The 21606-nt window shown below is 70.6% G+C and carries 21 protein-coding genes; 7 read left to right on the top strand and 14 right to left on the bottom strand.

The annotated features are described in order from the left end of the window. Positions 1-120: 120 nt before the first annotated feature. The 3 genes from FIU88_RS16710 to FIU88_RS16700 form a co-directional block, all read right to left on the bottom strand. Positions 121-927 carry an endonuclease/exonuclease/phosphatase family protein gene (locus FIU88_RS16710; protein ID WP_152479935.1) on the bottom strand — a complete coding sequence of 269 codons (807 nt, stop codon included), beginning with the start codon at positions 925-927 and terminating at the stop codon, positions 121-123. 1 nt (position 928) lies between these two features. After that, positions 929-1558: a thiol:disulfide interchange protein DsbA/DsbL gene (locus FIU88_RS16705; RefSeq protein ID WP_016855874.1), complete on the bottom strand. Its 630-nt coding sequence runs from the start codon at positions 1556-1558 to the stop codon at positions 929-931. Between the two features lie 139 nt (positions 1559-1697). Then, positions 1698-2318, bottom strand: a complete 621-nt coding sequence (locus FIU88_RS16700; protein ID WP_152479934.1) for a c-type cytochrome — start codon at positions 2316-2318, stop codon at positions 1698-1700. A gap of 177 nt (positions 2319-2495) precedes the next feature. Here FIU88_RS16700 and yihA point away from each other — a divergent pair, with 177 nt between their 5' ends. Continuing rightward, a complete protein-coding gene (gene yihA / locus FIU88_RS16695) occupies positions 2496-3110 on the top strand; it encodes a ribosome biogenesis GTP-binding protein YihA/YsxC (protein WP_152479933.1) in 615 nt (204 codons plus the stop codon). 59 nt (positions 3111-3169) lie between these two features. Here yihA and FIU88_RS16690 read toward each other — a convergent pair whose 3' ends face one another. From FIU88_RS16690 to argH, 7 genes are read right to left on the bottom strand one after another with little or no spacing between them, the layout of a single operon-like run. Further along, entirely contained in the window at positions 3170-3943 is a 774-nt protein-coding gene (locus FIU88_RS16690) for an HAD family hydrolase (RefSeq protein WP_152479932.1), read from the bottom strand. After that, positions 3940-4860, bottom strand: a complete 921-nt coding sequence (locus FIU88_RS16685; RefSeq protein WP_152479931.1) for a tyrosine recombinase XerC — start codon at positions 4858-4860, stop codon at positions 3940-3942. The genes FIU88_RS16690 and FIU88_RS16685 overlap by 4 nt, the downstream gene beginning before the upstream one ends. Further along, a complete protein-coding gene (locus FIU88_RS16680; protein ID WP_152479930.1) occupies positions 4853-5572 on the bottom strand; it encodes a DUF484 family protein in 720 nt (239 codons plus the stop codon). Before FIU88_RS16680 ends, FIU88_RS16685 begins: the two co-directional genes overlap by 8 nt. Positions 5573-5615: 43 nt before the next feature. Next, entirely contained in the window at positions 5616-6449 is an 834-nt protein-coding gene (gene dapF / locus FIU88_RS16675) for a diaminopimelate epimerase (RefSeq protein ID WP_152479929.1), read from the bottom strand. Then, entirely contained in the window at positions 6449-7729 is a 1281-nt protein-coding gene (gene lysA, locus FIU88_RS16670; RefSeq protein WP_152479928.1) for a diaminopimelate decarboxylase, read from the bottom strand. The genes dapF and lysA overlap by 1 nt, the downstream gene beginning before the upstream one ends. Then, on the bottom strand, positions 7729-7920 hold the full coding sequence (locus FIU88_RS16665; RefSeq protein ID WP_152479927.1) for a lipoprotein: 192 nt from the start codon (positions 7918-7920) through the stop codon (positions 7729-7731). The genes lysA and FIU88_RS16665 overlap by 1 nt, the downstream gene beginning before the upstream one ends. Beyond that, positions 7920-9356 (bottom strand): argininosuccinate lyase, encoded by a 1437-nt coding sequence (argH, locus tag FIU88_RS16660; RefSeq protein WP_152479926.1) that lies wholly within the window; start codon positions 9354-9356, stop codon positions 7920-7922. The genes FIU88_RS16665 and argH overlap by 1 nt, the downstream gene beginning before the upstream one ends. 290 nt (positions 9357-9646) lie before the next feature. Between argH and hemC the strand changes: the two genes are divergently transcribed. The 4 genes from hemC to FIU88_RS16640 are packed head-to-tail and all read left to right on the top strand — an operon-like array spanning position 9647 to position 14141. Beyond that, entirely contained in the window at positions 9647-10588 is a 942-nt protein-coding gene (gene hemC / locus FIU88_RS16655) for a hydroxymethylbilane synthase (RefSeq protein ID WP_152479925.1), read from the top strand. Beyond that, positions 10588-11376 (top strand): uroporphyrinogen-III synthase, encoded by a 789-nt coding sequence (locus FIU88_RS16650; protein ID WP_152479924.1) that lies wholly within the window; start codon positions 10588-10590, stop codon positions 11374-11376. Before hemC ends, FIU88_RS16650 begins: the two co-directional genes overlap by 1 nt. 6 nt (positions 11377-11382) lie before the next feature. Further along, positions 11383-12888: a uroporphyrinogen-III C-methyltransferase gene (locus FIU88_RS16645; RefSeq protein ID WP_152479923.1), complete on the top strand. Its 1506-nt coding sequence runs from the start codon at positions 11383-11385 to the stop codon at positions 12886-12888. Beyond that, positions 12885-14141, top strand: a complete 1257-nt coding sequence (locus tag FIU88_RS16640; protein ID WP_016855861.1) for a heme biosynthesis HemY N-terminal domain-containing protein — start codon at positions 12885-12887, stop codon at positions 14139-14141. Before FIU88_RS16645 ends, FIU88_RS16640 begins: the two co-directional genes overlap by 4 nt. Before the next feature lie 170 nt (positions 14142-14311). On the opposite strand, the gene ybiO is transcribed toward FIU88_RS16640, so the two are convergent. Further along, positions 14312-16639 (bottom strand): mechanosensitive channel protein, encoded by a 2328-nt coding sequence (ybiO, locus tag FIU88_RS16635; protein ID WP_152479922.1) that lies wholly within the window; start codon positions 16637-16639, stop codon positions 14312-14314. A gap of 280 nt (positions 16640-16919) precedes the next feature. Here ybiO and crcB point away from each other — a divergent pair, with 280 nt between their 5' ends. Both crcB and FIU88_RS16625 read left to right on the top strand, forming a co-directional pair. Then, positions 16920-17306 (top strand): fluoride efflux transporter CrcB, encoded by a 387-nt coding sequence (gene crcB / locus FIU88_RS16630; RefSeq protein WP_152479921.1) that lies wholly within the window; start codon positions 16920-16922, stop codon positions 17304-17306. After that, entirely contained in the window at positions 17303-17692 is a 390-nt protein-coding gene (locus FIU88_RS16625) for a CrcB family protein (RefSeq protein WP_016855858.1), read from the top strand. The genes crcB and FIU88_RS16625 overlap by 4 nt, the downstream gene beginning before the upstream one ends. A 157-nt stretch (positions 17693-17849) precedes the next feature. Here the strand turns inward: FIU88_RS16625 and pgi are convergent, their stop codons facing one another. From pgi to pyk, 3 genes are read right to left on the bottom strand one after another with little or no spacing between them, the layout of a single operon-like run. Next, positions 17850-19517, bottom strand: coding sequence for a glucose-6-phosphate isomerase (gene pgi / locus FIU88_RS16620; RefSeq protein ID WP_152479920.1), 1668 nt, complete (start codon positions 19515-19517; stop codon positions 17850-17852). Between the two features lie 49 nt (positions 19518-19566). Then, entirely contained in the window at positions 19567-20043 is a 477-nt protein-coding gene (locus tag FIU88_RS16615) for a methylglyoxal synthase (protein ID WP_016855856.1), read from the bottom strand. Further along, a complete protein-coding gene (gene pyk / locus FIU88_RS16610) occupies positions 20036-21502 on the bottom strand; it encodes a pyruvate kinase (RefSeq protein WP_152479919.1) in 1467 nt (488 codons plus the stop codon). Before pyk ends, FIU88_RS16615 begins: the two co-directional genes overlap by 8 nt. Positions 21503-21606: the final 104 nt, after the last annotated feature.

Below are 21606 nucleotides of genomic sequence, written 5' to 3'. Positions count from 1 at the left end.
GATGTCGAGATAGTAGCGCCGTGCGTTGAAACGGCCCAGCCGACTATACGGGAATTGATCAACGCCTGTCAGGACGACGGGTGGGACATTGGTCTTACCCTTGGCTCGCCGGCTGCGGCCCTAGGCTCGCGCCAGGCTGGCGCGGCAGGCGTCAGGCAGCCGGATCTCGATCGCCACCGGCAGGTGGTCGGAGAATAGGTGCTCCAGTACCTCGACGCGGTCGGCCTCCAGCGAGTCGGAGAGCAGGATGTGATCCAGGGCGCGGCGGGGCTGCCAGGAGGGATAGCTGAGCGGCGGGCGCACCGGATGCAGCGGCAGCGCCTCGCGGAAGCGCGAGTGGGCGTGGATCTGGTCCGGCGTGCAGTTGAGATCGCCCATCACCACCACGTGGCGCAGGGGCCGGATCAGCTCGCTGAGATAGTCGAGCTGGCGCACGCGGCCGCGATGGCTCAGCGCCAGGTGGGCGACGAACACGTGCAGGGCGTCGGGGCCGTCGCCGAAGCGGGCGTGGATGGCGCCGCGCCCGGGCAGGGTGCCGGGCAGGCGGTGCTCCTCGATGCGCGCCGGCGGCAGCTTCGACAGCAGGCCGTTGCTGTGCTGGGCGACGCGCCCCAGGTTGCGGTTGAGCTGCTGGTAGTGGTGGGGGAAGCCGCCGTGGCTGGCCAGATAGTCGACCTGATTGACGTGGCCGGAGCGGAAGCTGCCGCCGTCCACCTCCTGCAGGCCGACGATGTCGAAGCCGCTGAGCACCTCGCCCATGGCGTCGAGGCGCTCGCCGCGGCGGGGGTGGGGCAGCAGGTGCTGCCAGCCCCGGGTCAGGTAGTGATGATAGGCCGAGGTCTGGATGCCCACCTGCAGGTTGAAGGTCAGCAGCTTCAGGGGCTTCGCGTGCGGGGCCAGGCCCCTGTCCTCGGCCTGATGACTCATGTTATTCGGCCCGCTCCTCGCGCACCTGCTCGACCAGGGCATCGGCGATCTGCGGCATGTTGTCGAGGCTGCCGGCGGTGCTCGGGGTCACCACGAAGCGGCCGTCGACGACCAGCGCCGGCACGCCCATCAGCTGCATGTTGCGCATCCGCGCGTGGGCGCGGTTGACCTGGGACTTCACGCCGAAGGCGTCCAGGGCGTCGAGGGCCTCGTCCTCGCTGACGCCGTACTGGCCGAAGAAGGCCGCGATGTCCTCGTTGTCGGTCAGCTGGGCGCCCTGCTCGTGGATGGCGTCGAAGAAGTCGCTGTGCATCTCCTGCTGGATGCCCAGCTGCTGGGCGGCATAGAAGGCGGTGGCGTGGCGGTTCCAGGCGCCGCCCATGGTGGCCGGCATGCGCTGGAACTCGACGTCCTCGGGCAGCTCGTCGACCCAGGCGTTGAGGGGTTCTTCCAGGGCGTAGCAGTGCGGGCAGCCGTACCAGAAGGCCTCGGTGACCTCGATCTTGCCGTCGGCGACCTGGGTCTGGACCGGCTCGTCGAGCACGGTGTAGTCCTGTCCGGCGACCGGGGCGGCGGAGGCGAGGGTGGACAGGCCGAGGCCGGCCACGGCGACCATCAGTGACTTGAACATGCGGGGAGTCTCTCCTTGATTTGACGTGATCCGGACGCCGTCATTCGGGAACGGCGTTCGCGGCCTTGGAGTCGCCGCCGGGCCGTGGGTTCCCTGAAGGCGTCGAGCGCGGCGCGCGGCCGCGCTCGCGGGGCCCGGCTCAGTGCAGGCCGTGCACGTAGTTGGCCACCGCCTCCATGTCGCGGTCGCTCATCTTGGCGGCGATGTCGCGCATGATAGCGCTTGGATCGTTGGCACGCTCGCCGGCGGCGAAGGCCTGCAGGGTGGTGACGACATAGTCGCGCTGCTGGCCCGAGAGGGCGGGATAGACGGCGCTGCCGATGCCCGCGCCGGTGGGCGTGTGGCAGGCCGCACAGGCCGGCAGGCCCTTCTCCATGTCGCCGGCGCGGTACAGCTCGCGGCCACGCTCGACCAGGGCGGGATCGGGGTCGGCCTGGCCCAGCGCCGGTTCCATGCCGGCGTAGTAGGCGGCCACGTCCCAGGCGTCCTGATCGGAGAAGCCGTCCACCTGGCCGGCCATCTGCGGCACCTGACGGTTGCCGTCGCGGATGTCCATGATCTGCTTGGCCAGGTAGGAGGCCTGCTGGCCGGCCAGGTTAGGGAAGGCCGGGGTGATGCCGACGCCCTGCTGGCCGTGGCAGGCGGCGCAGGCCGCGGCCTTGTCGCCTCCGGCGGCGGCATCGGCCTCCGCCAGGGACGCGGCATGGGCGGCGCCGGTGGCGCCCAGGAAAATGACCAGGCTTGCCAGAAGCTTTCTCATCGCGAATCCACACTGCCGTTAGTGGTGGAGCGGGCCGGGCCGCCGGTCGCTGGCGTTGGGTGCACGGTGTATACTGCCGTCCCCGGCCGCAGACAAAATCGACTGCAGTATAAAAGGAACACCGGAATCGCGGAAATGCAACCCGCGACGCCCTTGATCGACGTCAGGAACCCCGCCATGTCGCGCCTCAATTACCAGGCAGCCAGCTTCATCACCAGTGCGCCGACGCTGGCGAAATGTCCCGCCGATGCCGGGGCCGAGGTCGCCTTCGCCGGCCGTTCCAACGCCGGCAAGTCCAGCGCCATCAACGCCCTGACGCGCCAGAAGGCGCTGGCGCGCACCTCCAAGACGCCGGGTCGGACCCAGCTGATCAACTTCTTCTCGCTGGACGAGGGCGACGCGCATCGCCTGGTCGACCTGCCGGGCTACGGCTATGCCAAGGTCCCCGAGCAGGTGAAGCTGGAGTGGCAGCGCCACCTCTCGGACTACCTGCGCCGGCGTTCCTCGCTGCGGGGACTGGTGCTGCTGATGGACGTGCGCCATCCGCTCACCGAGTTCGACCAGACCCTGCTCGGCTGGGCCGACGAGGCCGACATGCCGGTGCATATCCTGCTGACCAAGGCCGACAAGCTGAAGCGCGGCGCGGCCAAGAACGCCCTGCAGCAGGTGCGCTCGCGGCTGCGCGAGTGGGAGGATCTGGTGAGCGTGCAGCTGTTCTCGTCGCTCAAGAAGGACGGCATCGAGGAGGTGCATCAGCGCCTCGACGACTGGCTGCTCTCCGAACCCCAGTAAGCCTCGGCGTCGCTCGGCCGGTCGGCACCTTCCCCCGGTGCCCGGCCGAGTGCTTCACATCATTCCTTACCCAGCCTCTCCAGCAGCGCCGGCAGCTCGCGGATATGCGAGAGCCGGTGCACGCCCGCCGGCATCGCCTCGCCGTGGGGCGTGTCGCCGGCGATCCAGGCCGCCTGCATGCCCAGCCGCACCGCCGGCAGGATGTCCTCCTGCCAGGAATCGCCGATATGCATCGCCCGCTCCGGCGGGGTGCCGAGCTTGGCCAGCGTCATCAAAAAGCAGCGCGGGTCCGGCTTGGGGGCGTGCATCTCGCCGGCGGCGATCGAGACCTCGAAGTGGCGCGACAGCTCGAGCCGGTGGAAGGCCAGGTTGCCGTTGGTGATCGAGGCCAGCCGGTAGCGCCGGCGCAGGTCCTCGAGCATCGGCTCCACCTCCGGATAGGGCGAGACGCGCAGGCGCAGGTGGTGGAAGTGTTCCATGGCCGCCAGCGCCCACATCCAGGCCGCCGAGCGGGGCAGGCCGAATTCCTCCAGCAGCGCACACAGCGCCTGCTCGCGAATCCAGGTGAAGTCGCCGCGGCGCAGCGGATGGCGCTCGGCCAGCTCGCGCCGGCGGCGCTGGTAGGCCTCGATCGGCTGCCGCTCGGCGAAGCGGCCCAGGGCGTGTTCGCCGCGCTCGGCGAGCCAGGCGGCGAGAGACGCGTCGAGCCAGGCGTAGTGGCCCTCCTCGGTGAGGGTCATCACGCCCTGGTTGTCCCACAGGGTATCGTCGAGATCGAAGGTCAGGGCCTGGAGGGGGCGCTGGCCGGGGGGAGAGAGGGGGCGTCGGGTCATGGGGAAGTGTCGCTGTCGTCGGGGCGGCGTCGCGCCCGGGGATGTGCCGCGTCGTATCCGGCGGCCAGGTGCTGCCAGTCCAGCCGGGTGTAGACCTGAGTGGTCGACAGGTGGGCATGGCCCAGGAGTTCCTGGACCGCGCGCAGGTCCTGGCTGGATTCGAGCAGGTGGCTGGCGAAGGAGTGGCGCAGGCGGTGCGGATGCAGGTGTTCGTCGAGGCCGCGACGCCGGGCCAGCTGGGCCAGGCGCTGCTGGATCGCCCGGTGCCCGAGGCGCCCGCCCCGGGCGCCGACGAACAGCGCGCCCTCGCCGTCGCCCGCCAGGGCGACGCGCACGCTCAGCCAGGCGTCCAGGGCCTGGCGGGCGCGTCCGCCCACCGGCACCTGACGCGGCTTGCCGCCCTTGCCCAGCACTCGCACCCGCTGGGGCTGGAGGTCGGTCAGGTCCAGGGCGGCCAGCTCGGCCAGGCGCAGGCCGCTCGAGTAGAACAGCTCGAGCATGGCCTGGTCGCGCACCGACAGCGGCGAGCCGTCGTGGGGCGTGTCGAGGAAGCGCGCCAGGGCGTCCACGTCCACCGGACGCGGCAGGTCCTTCGGCGCCTTGGGCGTGCGCACCAGCTCCGTCGGGTTGTGGGCCAGCCGGCCGTCGCGCCGCAGCCATTCGGCGAAGCGTGCCGCGGCCGCGCGGCGCCGGGCCAGGCTGCGCGGCGCCAGGCCGCGGGCCCGCTCACCGCCGAGGAAGCGGCGCATCAGGGCCACGTCCAGCGCGCCGCCGTCGTCCACGCCCTGGGCCTCGAGGAAGGCGGTCAGCGCCGCCAGGTCCTGCCGATAGGCGCTCACCGTGGCCGGGCTGGCCGTGCGGGCGAGTTCGGCGAGACAGGCCTCGACCTGGCGCGCCAGCGGTGTGTCCTCAGCCATGGCGGGGGGGCGTCAGCCGCTCCAGCAGCCGGGCCACCACGTCGCCGACGTATTCGGTGAACAGGGTGTCCATGCTGGCGCGGAAGTGGTCCGGGTCGGGATTGGCCAGCACCAGATAGCCCATGGGCTCGCCCAGGGTCAGCCGCGCCAGGGCGCAGGAGCCGGCCTGGTCGGGCGCCGGGGCATGGGGCAGCAGGCGCTTCCAGTCGGTGGGCGTGAGCCGTGCGCAGCGGCTGGCCCGGCCGTCGAGCAGCGCGTTGAGGCGCTGGGCCGCGTGGTCGTCGAGCACCTGGCGAGGCGCCTGGGGCGGCGTCGGCTCGTCGTCGGTCAGCGAGGACGGGCACCACAGCGCCAGCGCCGGCACCTGGAAGCGCTCGCTGAACTGGGTCGCCAGCGCCTGGCCGAGGGCATCGCGGTCCTCGGCCTCGAGCAGCGCCAGCACCAGCTCGCGGGTGCGCCGGTACTGGGCCTCGTTGTGACGGGCCGACTCGAGCAGCTGCTCGAGCCGCCATTCGGATTGCTCGGCGCGGCCGCGCAGGTCGTGCACCAGGCGCTCCAGCAGGGAGGTGGCGCCCCGGGCCTCGGGGTGCGGCACCCGGAGCTGTTGCAGCAGCCCCTCGCGGCCGACGAAGAAGTCCGGGTGGCGGGCCAGCCACTGGGCGACGACGTCGGGGTCCAGGGTCTTGCGCGGCTCGGGGGCGGCTTGGCTCATGGGCGATCTCTCCTCTGCGTTGGGCGCGCGGTGTTGTCGGTCTTTATGCCAGGGGTACGCGTCCCTCGAAGACCCGCGTGGCGGGTCCGGTCATGGTCAGGTGGGCCTCGCCGCCGGGCCAGGCGATCTCCAGGTCGCCGCCGGGCAGGTGCACGGTGACCGGGCTCTCGAGCCAGCCCAGGCGGATGCCGGTGGCCACCGCGGCGCAGGCGCCGGTGCCGCAGGCCAGGGTCTCGCCGCTGCCGCGCTCGAAGACGCGCAGGCGAATCTCGTGCGGCGACACCACCTGCATGAAGCCGGCGTTGACCCGCTTCGGGAAGCGCGGGTGATGCTCGATCAGCGGGCCCAGGCGCTCCACCGGGGCGGTGTCGACGTCGTCCACCCGCAGCACCGCGTGAGGATTGCCCATCGACACCACGCCGACCTCGAGGGTCTCGTCCTCGACGGTGAGCGCGTGCCGCGGGCGGTCCTCGTCGGCCTCGAAGGGCAGCGCCTCGGGGGCGAAGCGCGGGGTGCCCATGTCGACGCGTACCCGCTCGTCCTCCTCGACCACCAGGGTCAGGGGGCCGCCGGCGGTCTCGACGCGGATCTCGTGCTTGTGGGTCAGGCGCTGGTCACGCACGAAGCGGGCGAAGCAGCGGGCACCGTTGCCGCAGTTCTCGACCTCGCTGCCGTCGGCGTTGTAGATCCGGTAGCGGAAGTCCATGTCGGGGTCGCGCGGCGGCTCGACCACCAGCAGCTGGTCGAAGCCGATGCCGAAGCGGCGGTCGGCCAGCTCGCGGATCTGCTCGTCGCGCAGCCGCGCCCGCTGGCTGATCAGGTCGACCACCATGAAGTCGTTGCCCAGCCCGTGCATCTTGGTGAACTGCAGCAGCATCAAGGCGTCTCCGCGCTGTCGTCCGGCAGCACCGCCTCGCCGGCCCACAGGTCCTCGAGCCGCTCGCGGCGGCGCACCAGGTGGGCACGATCGCCGTCGACCATCACCTCGGCCGGGCGCGGGCGGCTGTTGTAGTTGGAGGCCATGACGAAGCCGTAGGCGCCGGCGGAGCGCACCGCCAGCAGGTCGCCCGGGGCGATGGCGAGTTCGCGGTCCTTGCCGAGGAAGTCGCCGGTCTCGCACACCGGGCCGACCACGTCGTAGGTGTCGCTGGCGCGTTCGGCGCCGGTGTCGACCGCCAGGATCGCCTGCCAGGCCTGGTAGAGCGAGGGCCGGATCAGGTCGTTCATGGCCGCGTCGACGATGGCGAAGTTCTTGGTCTCGCCGGGCTTGAGGAACTCGACGCGGGTCAGCAGCACGCCGGCGTTGGCGGCGATCGAGCGGCCCGGCTCGAACAGCAGCGTCAAACGCTCGCTGCCCGGCCAGCACGACAGCCGCTCGAGCAGCGCGGTGGCGTAGTCGAACGGCTGCGGCGGACGCTCGTCCTGATAGGTCACGCCGAGGCCGCCGCCGAGGTCGAGGTGTTCGATCTCGATGCCGTCCTCGCGCAGCTTCTCGAGCAGCACCAGCAGCCGGTCGAGGGCGTCGAGGAAGGGCGTGGTGTCGGTCAGCTGGGAGCCGATGTGGCAGTCCAGCCCGGTGACGCGGACGTGTTCCATGGCCGCGGCCCGACGGTAGACCTCATGGGCCTCGTCGACCGGGATACCGAACTTGTTGTCCTTGAGCCCGGTGGAGATGTAGGGGTGGGTGCCGGCGTCGACGTCGGGATTGACCCGCAGCGAGACCGCGGCGACCTTGCCCATGCCCCGGGCCACGGCGTCGAGGCGCTCGAGCTCGGCCCGGGACTCGACGTTGAAGCACTTGATGCCCACGGAGAGCGCGCGCTCGAGCTCGTTCTCCTCCTTGGCCACGCCGGAGAACACGATCCTGGCCGGATCGCCTCCGGCCACCAGCACCCGCTCCAGCTCGCCCACCGAGACGATGTCGAAGCCGGCCCCGAGCCGCGCCAGCAGGTTGAGCACCGCCAGGTTGGAGTTGGCCTTCACCGCGTAGCAGATCAGGTGCGGGTGGCTGCCCAGGGCCTCGGTGTAGGCGCGGAAGTGGCGCGCCAGGGTGGCCTTGGAGTAGACGTAGCAGGGGGTGCCGAACTCCTCGGCCAGCCGCGGCAGGGCCACGTCTTCCGCGTGAAGCACGCCGTCGCGATATTCGAAATGGTCCATCAGTCTTCCTCGGCGCTGCGTGTGTCGTCGGCGTTGGCGTCGTTGTCCTGGGTGGCGTCGCTCTGCTGGGCATCGCGGGGGCCATAGCGCTCCGCCGCGGCCTCGTCGCCGGGCAGGTAGAGCGGGCCCTTCTGGCCGCAGCCGGCCAGCAGGGCGAGCGTCAGCAGGGCGAGGGGGGCGAGGCGGCGCATCAGCCCTCGCCTCCCTGGGTGCGATCGGCGCTCAGCGCGGCCAGGGCCTCGCGGGCGCGCTGGGCGGCGGCGCGCACCTGGTCCGGGGCGGTGCCGCCGATGTGGTTGCGGGCGGCCACCGAGCCCTCGAGGGTCAGCACCTCGAACACGTCCTGCTCGATCACGTCGGAGAACTGGCGCAGCTCCTCGAGGCTCATGTCGGAAAGGTCCTTGCCCTCGCGCAGCCCATAGGCCACGGACTGGCCGACGATCTCGTGGGCGTCGCGGAAGGCCACGCCGCGGCACACCAGGTAGTCCGCCAGGTCGGTGGCGGTGGAGAAGCCCTTGCGCGCGGCCTCGCGCATGCTGTCGGCCTTGGCCTCGATGGCCGGCACCATGTCGGCGAACGCCTTGAGGCAGTCCTGCACGGTGGTCAGGGCGTCGAACAGCGGCTCCTTGTCCTCCTGGTTGTCCTTGTTGTAGGCCAGCGGCTGAGACTTCATCAGCGTCAGCATGCCCATCAGGTGGCCGTAGACGCGGCCGGTCTTGCCGCGCACCAGCTCCGGCACGTCCGGGTTCTTCTTCTGCGGCATGATCGAGGAGCCGGTGCAGAAGCGGTCGGGCAGGTCGATGAAGTCGAACTGGGCGCTGGTCCACAGCACCAGCTCCTCGCTCATGCGCGACAGGTGCATCAGCAGGGTGCTGGCGAAGGCGGTGAACTCGATGGCGAAGTCGCGATCGCTGACCGCGTCGAGGCTGTTCTCGGCGGGGCGGTCGAAGCCCAGCAGCTCGGCGGTCACGTGGCGGTCGATCGGGTAGGTGGTGCCGGCCAGGGCGGCGGCGCCGAGCGGCAGCACGTTGACCCGCTTGCGGCAGTCGAGCAGGCGCTCGTGGTCGCGGGCGAGCATCTCCTGCCAGGCCAGCAGGTGGTGGCCGAAGGTCACCGGCTGGGCGGTCTGCAGGTGGGTGAAGCCGGGCATGATGGTGTCGGCCTCGCGCTCGGCCAGCGCGATCAGGCCCTGGCGCAGGCGGGCGAGCTCGGCGCCCACGGTGTCGATCTCGTCGCGCAGGAACAGGCGGATGTCGGTGGCGACCTGGTCGTTGCGCGAGCGGCCGGTGTGCAGCTTCTTGCCGGTGATGCCGATCTTGTCGGTGAGCCGCGCCTCGATGTTCATGTGCACGTCCTCGAGGTCCACCGACCACTCGAAGGTGCCGGCCTCGATCTCCGCCTGGACCTCGTCGAGGCCTGCCAGGATGGCGTCGCGTTCGTCCTCGGTGAGCACCCCGACCCGTGCCAGCATGGTGGCGTGGGCGCGGGACCCCTGGATATCGTGGTGGGCCAGGCGCTGGTCGAAGTCGACCGAGGCGGTGAAGCGGGCGACGAAGGCGTCGGTGGGCTCGCTGAAGCGGCCGCCCCAGGACTGGTTGGTGCTATCGTTCGTCGGGGTCTGGCTCATCGGGCTGACATCCTGCATGACGGTGAGAGGAGGCGGCGAGCGGCGGGCCGTGCCGGCTTGACATGGCGGAAAGTGTACCAGAGTCCGCGGGTCAGGCGAGGGGGCGGGGCGCTTCCGCGGCCGCCGCCCCGGCGCCCGCTCATGCCTGGCGGCGACGGATTCGGAGGGCGTCCTGGCAGGGCGGCGATTTTCCTGGCCTGCCGGGTCCTTTATGATGAAGCTATATCAGAGATCACCGGGCGCCCGCGTGAACAGGCGCCGGCGCTATGAACCGGGACGGAGAGAAGCCTGTGCAAGCCATGACAACGTTGCGTATCGCCACCCGCAAGAGCCAGCTGGCCCTGTGGCAGGCCGAGCACGTCCGTGACCGCCTGATGGCGACGCACCCCGAGCTCAAGGTGGAGCTGGTGCCGATGTCCACCCGCGGCGACAAGATCCTCGACACGCCGCTGGCCAAGGTCGGCGGCAAGGGGCTGTTCGTCAAGGAGCTGGAGGAGGCGATGCTCGACGGCCGCGCCGACATCGCGGTGCACTCGATGAAGGACGTGCCGATGCATTTCCCCGAGAGCCTGGGACTGTCGGTGATCCTCGAGGGCGCCGAGCCCACCGACGCCTTCGTTTCCAACCACTATGCCTCCCTGGACGAGCTGCCCGAGGGCGCGCGCATCGGCACCTCCAGCCTGCGCCGCGGCCTGCAGATGCGCGAGGCGCGCCCCGACCTCGAGGTGCTGAGCCTGCGCGGCAACGTCCAGACCCGCCTCGGCAAGCTCGACGACGGCGAGTTCGACGCCATCCTGCTGGCCACCTCCGGGCTCAAGCGCCTGGGGCTGGGCGATCGCATCACCATGGAGCTGCCGCCGGAGGTCTGCCTGCCGGCCTGCGGCCAGGGGGCGCTGGGCATCGAGTGCCGCATGCACGATGCCGAGCTGATCTCGCTGCTGGCGCCGCTCGACGATCCGGCCACGGCCACGCGGGTGCGCGCCGAGCGCGCCATGAACACGCGCCTCGAGGGCGGCTGCCAGGTGCCGATCGGCGGTCACGCCGTGTTCGAGGACGACGGCCAGACCCTGTGGCTGCGCGCCCTGGTCGGCAATCCCGAGGGCACCGAGGTGCTGCGCGCCGAGGGCCGCGGCTCGATCCACGAGCCCGAGGCGCTGGGCATCCGCGTCGCCGAGGAGCTGCTGGACCTGGGCGCCGGCGATATCCTCGCCGAGGTCTACGGCGGCGGCTGATGGCGACAGCGCCGGTCCTGATCTGCCGTCCCGGGCCCCGGGCCGCGGCGCTGGCCGAGGCCATCGCCGCGCGCGGCTTCGCCGTCGAGCACGGCGAGGCCATGGCCCTCGAGGCCCTGCCGGAGACCCAGGCGCAGCGAAACGCCTGGCTGGACTTCGATCAGTTCCGGCGGGTGGTGGTGGTCAGCCCCTTCGCCGCCGAATGCCTGGTTGATGCGCTGGACCGCTACTGGCCGCAGCTGCCGGTGGGCCTCGACTACTATGCCGTGGGCGCGGCCACCGCCGAGGTGCTGCACCGCGAGCTGGGCGTGCGGGTGCACCTGGCGCCGGCCGGCGACGGCGACACCAGCGAGGCGCTGCTCGGCCTGGGGTCGCTAAAGCGCCTCGACGAGCAGAAGGTGCTGCTGGCGGCGGGCGAGGGCGGCCGGGCGCTGCTGGGCGAGACGCTCGCCGCGCGCGGCGCCGAGCTGACCCGGCTGGCGCTCTATCGCCGCCGCCTGCTCGACCCCGACGCGGCCTTCGCGCGGCGGCTCGCCACGGGCGACTATCGCGCCCTGGTGGTGACCAGCGGAGAAATTCTCGAACATCTGGCAAGATGGTGTTCGCGCGCCGCCTTGCACCAACCGCTAATCGTGTCCAGTACCCGGTTGGCTACACTGGCCGGCACGCTGGGGTTTCGTCGCCCCGCGGTGGCGGCGGGAGCCACGCCCGCCGCGCTGGCGAAGGCCGTGGCCGAGGGAGACCCGGAGAGGGCCGATGTCGATCATGACGATCTCGAAAAGGGCTAGCGACAGATGAGTAAGCAATACAACGATCAGGACGAACAACAGACGCCCTCCGGCGCCGGGAATGGCGCCGACTCGTCGCCCCAGGTCGAGGCCGAGGCGACCCCGAGCGGCGGCACTTCATCACGCCGGTCCCGGCGTCGCGGCAAGGGCGGCGGCGCGGCCAAGGCCGGCGAGTCGAGCGGCGACAAGGCCTCTCCCCAGTCGTCGTCCGCCAAGGGCGGCGTGTCGAGCGGCGGCAAGGCCTCTCCCCAGCCGCCGTCCGCCAAGGGCGGCGAGTCGAGCGGCGGCAAGGCCTCTTCCCAGTCGTCGTCCGCCAAGGCCGACGCTTCTGCCGGTAGCAAGGCCGATGCCGCCTCCGGCGGCAAGAGCGGCGCCGCGGCCGCCTCTGGCAGTGCGGCGACATCGCGCGGGGCGAGCCAGCCGGCGTCGGGCAAGTCCGGCGGCAGCGGCGGTACCGCCGCCTCCGGCGGCAATGACGGTTCCGGCAAGGGCGGCAGCAAGGCCGGCGCCGTGGCGCTGGGGCTGGTGATCCTGCTCGGCGCCGGCGGCGCCTATTTCGGCTGGCAGGTCTGGCAGCGGCTCGACGCCCAGCAGCAGAGCCTGGCCGCGCTGCCCGAGCAGCCCGCGACCCAGGGCGAGCTGGACGACCTGGCCTCGCGGCTGGAGAGCGGCCAGAGCGAGCGCGAATCCGCCATCAGCGACCTGCGCAGCGAGTTCTCCGACTACCGCGGCAGCGTCGACGACGCCCTCGACCGGGTGCTCGAGGACCTGGCCAGCGAGCAGCAGACCGACGAGCGCGACTGGCTCCACGCCGAGGCCGCCTACCTGCTGCGCCTGGCCAACCAGCGCCTGCAGCTCGAGCGCGACGTCGAGGGTGCCATGGCGCTGCTGCGCACCGCCGACGCCCGGCTGCGCGAGGCGGACAACCCGGCGCTGCTGCCGATCCGCCGCGATATCGCCTCCGAGCTGGCCGAGCTGGAAGCCGTGCCCCGGGTCGACCGCACCGGCCTCTACCTGGCGCTCAACGCCCAGCAGGAGCAGATCGCCGGCCTGCCGCTGGCCCAGGACATCGAGGAGATCGCCGCCAACTCCACCATCGAGGAGGCGCCGAGCGGCGGCTGGCAGCAGCAGCTCTCGCGCTTCGGCGAGGAGCTCCAGGAGCTGGTCACCGTGCGCCAGCATGACGAGGCCCTGGAGGCGCTGATCACGCCGGAGCAGGAGTCCTACCTGCGCCAGAGCGTGCGGCTGATCCTCGAGCAGGCCCAGCTGGCGCTGCTCAAGGAGGAGCAGGAACTCTTCGATGCCAGCCTCGACAAGGCGCTGACCCTGATCGACGGCTACTACGACACCGACGACGAGGGCGTGCAGTCGGTGATGAGCCGGCTCGAGGAGCTCCAGGGCCGCACCATCCGCCCCGAGCTGCCCGACATCAGCGCGTCCCAGCAGGCGCTGGCCGAGTTCATCGATCGTCGCTTTGAGGCCGGCGGCAACGGCCAGGGAGGCGCATCATGAGAAAGCTGATCCTGCTCATCGTCGTCGGGCTCGCGGTCGGGGCCCTGTTCGGCCAGCTGATGATGTCGGTGCCCGGCTACTGGCTGGTGCGCGTCGGCGACACCTCCTACCAGACCTCCTTCTGGTTCGGCCTGGTGCTGCTGCTGGCCGCCTTCATCGTGCTGCACTTCGCGCTGCGCCTGCTGATGCGCCTGTCGCGGCCGGTGTCGCGCTTCAAGGTGTGGAACAGCCGCTCGCGCAACCGCACCGCCATGAAGCGCACCGTGCGCGGCCTGGTGGCGCTGGCCGAGGGCCGCTGGAAACGCGCCGAGAAGTCGCTGGTCAAGGCCGCCGACGACTCCAGCACGCCGCTGGTCAACTACCTCTCCGCGGCGCTGGCGGCCCACTACCAGGGTCGCTACGAGCAGGCCGATACCCTGCTCAAGCGCGCGCACCTCAGCACCGAGGGCGCCGACACCGCGGTGGGCATGATGCAGGCCCAGCTGATGCTGGATCGCCAGCAGTACGAGGAGGCCCTGGCCATCCTCACCCGCCTGGATCGCCATCTGCCCAATCACCCGCAGGTGCTCAAGCAGCTCAAGCAGGCCTACATCAGCCTCAGCGACTGGGACGGCCTGCGCCGCCTGATGCCGCGGCTGGGGGCTCAGCAGCTGATCTCCCCGGAGGAGCGCGAGCAGCTCGAGCGGCAGGCCTATCGCGAGCTGATCGGCCGCGAGGCGCGTCAGCCGGGCGACATCGAGCGCGTCCGCAACCTGTGGGCCGACATGCCCGAGCCGCTGCGCAACAACGTCGAGCTGATCGTGCTCTACGCCGAGGCGCTGGTGCGGGGCAACGAGCAGGGCATCGCCGAGCGGCTGCTGCGCCACTCGCTCAAGGAGCAGTGGGACAGCCGCCTGGTGCTGCGCTACGGCCTGCTCGAGGTCGACGCCGCCCGCCAGCTGGTGGTGGCCGAGAAGTGGCTGCAGGAGCGTCCCAACGACCCGGACCTGCTGCTGTCCCTGGGTCGCCTGTCGCTGCGCAACGCCTACTGGGGCAAGGCCCAGGAGTACTTCGAGGCCAGTCAGCGTCAGCGCCCGAGCGGCGTGGTGTGCGCCGAACTGGCGCGGCTCTATGCCAACCTGGGCGAGCACAACAAGAGCCAGCTCTACTACCGCCAGAGCGTCGAGATGCTCGACAAGTCGCTTCCCTCGCTGCCTCAGCCCACCGAGCCCGAGGACACCCTGTCCCGCGGCAACGCCCGTCGGGCGTCCTGAGCAGGCCGCCCGCCGGCCGATGCCGGTGGGGCAGGCAACAGGAGAGCAGGAAACGGAAACAAGAGAAGGGGCTGCCGATCGGCAGCCCCTTCTTCGTGGTGCGTTCTCCCCCATGGAGGAGGGCGTGAAAGGGTCCGGGCGGCGTTCGTGGACGCCGCCCGGGAGCGAGCTCAGTCCACGTCGTCCTGGTTGTGCACCTCGCGGCGGGCCGAGGTGTCGGCCGGGTTGAAACGATCGTCGACATGGTTGCCGTCCTGCCGCGGCTGGCCGGCCGGGCTGCCGTCGATCGAGAAGTTCTGCTGCATGACGCGCAGGTTGGCCGGCGGCGCACCGCCCTCCTTGTCGGCCCCGAAGTAGAGCGTGGTGTGGGGGAAGGGGATCTCGATGCCGGCGGCGTCGAAGTGCAGCTTGACCAGCCGGTTGTAGGCGCGGCCCACGGCCCACTGATCGCCCGGCGTGGTCATCAGGCGCACGCGGATGTTCACCGAGCTGTCGGCCAGCGCGATCACCCCGGCCACTTCCAGCGGCTCGAGCAGGCAGGGCTTGATCTCCTCGTCGTTGGAGAGGTCGTCGAAGGCATCGCGCAGCGCCTGGATCGCCTCGTCGATGCTCTCGCGGTAGGCGATGCCGTACTCGCCGACGTGGTAGGCGAAGTCGCGCATGTAGTTGGAGACGGTGTCGACGCTGGAGAAGGGCACCACGTGATAGGTGCCCGAGAGGTCACGGATGCCCACCGAGCGGATGCTCAGCTTCTCGGCCACCCCGGTGATGCCGCCCACCGTGATCACGTCGCCGGTGTTCATGGCGTTCTCGATCTGGATGAAGACGCCGGTGATGATGTCCTGCACCAGCTTCTGGGCGCCGAAACCGATGGCCAGGCCCAGCACCCCGGCGCCGGCGATCAGCGGGCCGATGTTGATGCCGATCTCGGACAGCACGATCATCGCCGTCAGCGTGACCAGGGCGATGGCCAGGGCGTTGCGGAACAGCGCCAGCAGCGTCTGGGCGCGGGCCGAGGGCACGCCGCCGGTCTCGGGGTTCAGCTTGTGCTCGATCAGACTGGCCAGCCCCAGCCAGGCGGCGGCGGCCACGATCAGGATCATGAACACGCTGAGCAGCTTGCCGAGCAGGTCGCGGCCCGCCTCGGAGGCGTACCAGGCGGCGAGATCGAAGGCGCCCCAGGCGTTCAGCACCAGCATCACCACGGCGATCAGGATCCCCGCCCGTATCACCCGCAGCGCGGTAGGCACGTAGCTGTTGAGGCGCGCCTCGAGCAGCGGCAGCTTGCGGCGCAGCTCGTCGCTGAGCCGGATGCGGCGGCCGATGGTCTGGGTCAGGAAGGAGGAGATCAGCATGCCCGCCAGCACGGTCACCAGCGTCTTGAGCGTCGCCAGCATGACGAAGGGCAGGGCGGTCTCCGGCTTGGTCAGGGTCAGCACCAGCACCACGGTGAAGTAGGCCAGGGCGAACAGGTGCCAGGTACGGGCGAACAGCTGCAGCGAGACCCGGCTGGCGGTCATGGTGGTCTGCCCGGCCTTGTGGTTCAGCGCCCGGCGCAGGTTCTGGCGATTGCGCATCACCACGGCCACGGCGTAGACGTAGGCGCCGAGCATGATCAGGGTGCCCACGGCGCTGCCCAGCGAGGGCGACAGGTAGGCGTTGACCAGCGGCACCACCACCATCAGCCCGTAGCCGGCCAGGCCGATCAGCCGGGCGATCCAGCGGTTCCAGTAGCGAGCGCTGTCGGCCCCGATGGGCAGCAGGCGCAGCCCCTCGTAGTGCGAGGCGAACAGCATCCGCACCGCGGCCTTGAGCAGCTCGATGACCAGGAAGGCGTTGAGGAACAGCGAGGCGCGGGTCGAGAGCTCGCCGCTCTCGCCCACCGCGAAGGTGGCCACCAGATTGCCGCCGACATAGGCCAGCGCCACCACCAGGGCATCGATCAGCGCCGCGATCCCGACGCACAGCAGCAGGCGCAGCATGGGCTGGAGGCCCTGGCCGTTCAGCGAGTACTGGCTGAGGCGGGTGAAGAGCGGGCGGACCAGGCGGCGAATGGCGACGAACAGCACGAGGGTCGCCAGGATCACCATGCCCAGGTTCAGGGCGGCGCTGGTGAAGGCGCTCATGTCGAAGCCGCCCTCATCGGCCAGGCCGCCGCCGAACAGGCCGACCAGGGTGTCGGCGGCCTGGCCGAGCTGGCCGCCCAGCTCATCGACGACGTGGCTGGTGGCTTCGGCCAGCTGGCGCGGCAGCGAGGGCTCGCTGGCGACTTCCTGCGCCGCCTCGGTGGCGGCGTCGGTCGGGACCCGGGCCTCGTCGCGCAGCTGGTCGATCAGCTGCTGGCGGGTCTCGGGGTTCTCCAGCAGGCTGGCCAGGGTGGCGTTGGCCGCCTGCTGGCCGTCGGCGCCCTGCTGCGCCTGCAGCGGCCCCGAGGCCAGCAGCAGGCAGGCCAGCAGCCAGCTGCCGAAGAGGAATAGGGTTCGTCTGGGGAGCGTCACGCGATGGGCCTCCTTGTCGTGGCGTGGATGTGTAGCGAAGACGGGGGATCGTCCGCATCTTCCCAGTCTGCGTGGAAGGCGTCGAGCCCCGAAGGTCCTACAATGGTGTACGAGAGTTGTACATCTGTCGAAGTCTATGTCATCTTTGATGCCAAGCATCCATGACGATGTTCCCTGCAAGGCAAGCATGTCTTTCCGCCACCCCTCCCCGGGGTGGCGTTTTTTTGTCGGGTCCCCGCGGCTTCGCTAGCATGGTCGCGAACTCACGCGGAGACGGATCATGAGCGGCGGCATCGTCGGCCTGGGGCTGGTGGCAGTGGGGGGCGCGCTGGGTGGCATGGCGCGCCTGGCGGTGGGTGACCTGGCGGCGCGCTGGCTGGGGCGTGGCTTCCCCTGGGGCACCCTGGCGGTGAACGTGCTGGGCTGTCTGGCGATCGGCGCCCTGGCTCCGGCGCTGGGCTGGCCGGTGACGGCGTCGCCCGCCTGGTCGCTGCTGGCGGTCGGCGGTCTGGGGGGCTTCACCACGGTGTCGTCCTTCAGCCTGCAGACCCTGACCCTGTGGCAGGAGGGCCGCCCCGGCCCGGCCGTGGCCAACGTGCTGATCACCCTGGTGGCGGGGGTGGCCGCCGTGGCGCTGGGTTGGTGGCTGGCCGGAGGCGGCGCATGACGGGCTGGCGGAGCTATCTGGCGGTGGGCCTCGGCAGCGGCCTGGGGGCGCTGTCGCGCCATCTGGTGGGGCTCGGCGTGATGAAAGCGCTGGGCAGCGCCTTCCTGTGGGGCACCCTGGCGGTCAACCTGGTCGGCTCCTGGCTGATCGCCGCCTTCGCCGCCCGGGCGGCCCACCGCATCACCGGCCATGCCGCCCGCTGGCAGCCCTTCCTGGTGGCCGGCTTCTGTGGCGGTTTCACCACCTTCTCGCTGTTCGGCCTGGAGACGCTCTATCTGCTCGAGACGTCGCGCCCCTGGCTGGCGCTGGCCTATGGCGTCGGCAGCGTGCCGCTGTGGCTGGCCGCGGCCTGGTGGGGGCAGAGGGTCGGGCGTGGCTCTCTATAGGCGCCCGACCCCGCGCCTGAGGGCACAGGCGCCCGACTCAGCGCCTGAGGGTATAGGCGCCCGACTCAGCGCCTGAGGGCATAGGCGCCCGACCCCGCGCCTGAGGGCACAGGCGCCAACGCCACGCCTCGGCTCATCGGGCGCCCTCTTCCTTGAATCAGCTCGAGGCCTTGCTGCGCTTGGGTTTCGGTTCCGACTTGGCCTTGGGCGCCTGGTCGGCGGCCGTCTGGCGCTTCTGGCTCGGGAAGCGCTCGCGCACCAGGGTCAGCAGGCCCTGGGTGGAGCCGTCGAAGTCCTGGCTGTGCTCGTCGATGCGCTCGCTGATCTCGCCGGCGATGCGCTTGCCGAGCTGCACGCCCCACTGGTCGAAGGAGTTGATGTTCCAGATCACGCCCTGGACGAAGACCTTGTGCTCGTACAGGGCGATCAGGGCGCCGAGGTTCTTCGGCGTCAGCTCGTCGAGCAGCAGGGTGCTGGAGGGGCGGTTGCCCGGGCAGCTGTAGGGGTCCAGTTCGCTGCCCTTCTGGCTGCCCTCCATGAAGGCGTTGGCCTGGGCCAGCATGTTGGTCAGCAGCGCGAAGTGGTGGTCCTCCATGCCGGGCTCGGGCTTGAGCGAGGCGATGAAGTCGATCGGCACGTAGCGGGTGCCCTGGTGCAGCAGCTGGAAGAAGGCGTGCTGACCGTTGGAGCCGGTCTGGCCCCAGACGATCGGGCCGGTCTTGTAGTCGACCGGGTGGCCGAAGATGTCCACCGACTTGCCGTTGGACTCCATGTCGAGCTGCTGCAGGAAGGACGGCAGCTGATGCAGCGCCTGGTCGTAGGGCACGATGGCGTGGGTCTCGGCGCCGGCGAAGTTGATGTACCAGATCCCGATCAGCGCCATCAGCACCGGCATGTTGGCGTCGTTGGGCGCGTTGAGGAAGTGCTGGTCCATCTCGTAGGCGCCTTCGAGCATCTCCATGAAGCCCTCGAAGCCCACGGCCAGCGCGATCGGCAGGCCGATCGACGACCACATGGAGTAGCGCCCGCCGACCCAGGCCCAGAATTCGAAGACGTTCTCCTCGCGGATGCCGAACGCCATCGCCGCCTTGCGGTTGGTGGAGGCGGCGACGAAGTGCGCGCCCACGTCGGCGTCCTCGCCGGCGTGCTCCAGGAACCAGCGCCGCGCGGTCTTGGCGTTGAGCAGCGTCTCCTGGGTGGAGAAGGTCTTGGTGGAGACGATGAACAGCGTGGTGGCCGGATCGAGTCCGTTGAGTACCTTCTGGATGTGGGCGCCGTCGACGTTGGAAACGAAGTGGAAGTTGAGGTCCGGGTGGCGGTACTTGAGCAGCGCCCGGCAGGCCATGTTGGGGCCCAGGTCGGAGCCGCCGATGCCGATGTTGACCACGTCCTTGATGCGCTCGCCGCTGTAGCCCTTCCACTCGCCGCTGCGCACCGCCTCGGAGAAGCGCTGGATCTGCTCGCGGGTGCGCTGGATCTCCGGCATCACGTCCTGGCCGTCGACCATCAGCGGCCCTTCGCCGACGTTGCGCAGCGCGGTGTGCAGCACCGGGCGGTTCTCGGTGACGTTGATGATGTCGCCGGAGAACATCTGGGCGCGACGCTGGACCAGCGCCGAGTGATCGACCAGCTCGAGCAGCTTCTCCAGCACCGCGTCCGAGATGTGGTGCTTGGAGTAGTCGAGGAACAGGCCGCCGACGCGCAGGCTCATCTTGTCGAAGCGCTTCGGGTCGGCGGTGAAGTAGTCGGCGATGCGGTCACTGGCGGTGTCGGCGTTCAGGCGCTTGAGGGCCTGCCAGGTGACGCTGCGGGTGAGCTGGAACATGCGGGGTGTCCTCGTTGAAGGCTTTCTTTATGTCTTCTTGTCGCGGCGATCAGTCGGTGCGGGCCGAGATCCAGCCGCCAGCATCGGGGATATCGATCTCGACGTCGTGGTCGAGCAGGGGCGAGCTGAGCAGGAAGTCCGCGCTGGCGGGATTGCAGGCCACCGGCACGTTCCACAGCGCGGCCAGGCGCAGCAGCGCCTTGACGTCGGGGTCGTGGGGCTGGGGCGCGAAGGGGTCCCAGAAGAACACCAGCAGGTCGAGGCCCTGCTCGGCGATGCGGGCGCCGATCTGCTGGTCGCCGCCCAGCGGGCCGCTCATCAGCGGCTCGATCTCGAGCCCCAGCTGTTTGGCCAGCCGGGTCGCGGTGGTGCCGGTGCCGACCAGTTCGTGGCGGGCCAGGGTGTCCTGCCAGCGCTCGGCCCAGGCCAGCATCTCCGGCTTCTTGCCATCGTGGGCGATCAGCGCGATGCGCTTGCGGGCCGGCAGGGTGCGGCGGATGTCCCGCCGCGGACGTGTCTCACTCATGCTGGGCTTCCACCTCGAGGATCCTCAGGGTATTGGTGCCGCCGTGGGCGTTCATGTGATCGCCGCGGGTGAGGATCACGTGGTCTCCCTGAACGGCGATGCCCTGAGCCACCACCCGGGCCAGGGCCTGGTCGTTGAGCTCGTCGGCCGACATCTCGCTGGTGTCGAAGGGCAGCGAGATGACACCACGATACAACGCCATGCGCCGCTGGGCGACGGGGCTGTGTGCCAGCCCGACGATCGGCAGCCCGGAACGGATGCGCGAGGCGATCAGCGGGGTGTAGCCGGTGGAGGTCATGCAGGCGATGGCGGCCACGCCCGACAGGTGGTTGGCGGCGTACATCGCCGACAGCGCGATGGTCTCGTCGATCTTCGAGAAGCCCTCGTGGATGCGGTGGCCGGAGGACTGGGCGATGCGCTCGCGCTCGGCGCCCAGGCAGACCCGGGCCATGGCCTCCACGGTCTCGACCGGGAAGTCGCCGGCGGCGGTCTCGGCCGAGAGCATCACCGCGTCGGTGGCGTCGAGCACCGCGTTGGCCACGTCGAACACCTCGGCGCGGGTCGGCAAGGGCGAGTCGATCATCGACTCCATCATCTGGGTGGCGGTGATCACCGCGCGGTTGTGGCTGCGGGCGTGCTTGATGATGCGCTTCTGGGTGCCGATCAGCGCCTCGTCGCCGATCTCCACGCCGAGATCGCCGCGTGCCACCATCACCGCCTCGCTGGCCTCGATGATGCCGTCGAGGGTTTCGTCGTCGGCCACCGCCTCGGCGCGCTCGAGCTTGGCCACCAGGCCGATCTCGCGACCGGCCTCGCCCAGCAGCGCGCGGGCCTCCTGCATGTCGGCGGCGCTGCGCGGGAAGGACACGGCCAGATAGTCGACGCCGATGGCCATGGCGGTCTCGAGGTCGGCCTTGTCCTTGTCGGTCAGCGCCGGGGCGGAGAGCCCGCCGCCCTGCTTGTTGATGCCCTTGTTGTTGGACAGCTCGCCGCCCACCGCCACGGTGGTGTGGATGGCGCTGCCGTCGACGCGGTCGACGTCGAGCACCACCCGGCCGTCGTCGAGCAGCAGGCGGTCGCCGGCGCTCACGTCGTCGGCCAGCTCGCGATAGTCGCAGCCGACGCGGCTGGCGTCGCCGGCCTGGCCGTCGAGGGCCACGTCGATGACGAAGGGTGCGCCTTCCTCGAGCACGACCTTGCCCTCGGTGAAGCGGGCGATGCGGATCTTGGGCCCCTGCAGGTCGCCCAGGGCGGCGACGCTGCGACCCTGTCGGGCGGCGATCTCGCGCACCGCGCTCAGCCGGCGGCGATGGTCGTCCGCCGAGCCGTGGGAGAAGTTGAGGCGCACCACGTCGACGCCGGCGGCGATCATCTGCTCCAGCACGCCCTCCCGGTCGCTGGCGGGGCCGAGAGTGGCGACGATCTTGGTGCGGCGGAGGGGGGTGGGGCGATCAGACATGCCGATTCTCCTGTGGGCGCGGCCGGTGCGGCGGGCGAGAAATGAGAGGGTCAAGATAGCGTAGCGGTAGTGATATTACGAAACAAAGCGCCTGCGACCAAAGT

This window comes from Halomonas sp. THAF12 (genome assembly GCF_009363675.1).
GTDB classification, from domain to species: Bacteria; Pseudomonadota; Gammaproteobacteria; order Pseudomonadales; family Halomonadaceae; genus Halomonas; species Halomonas smyrnensis.
The sequence above is the reverse complement of the archived record's forward strand: the minus strand, read 5'-3'. Positions and strand labels throughout refer to the sequence as shown.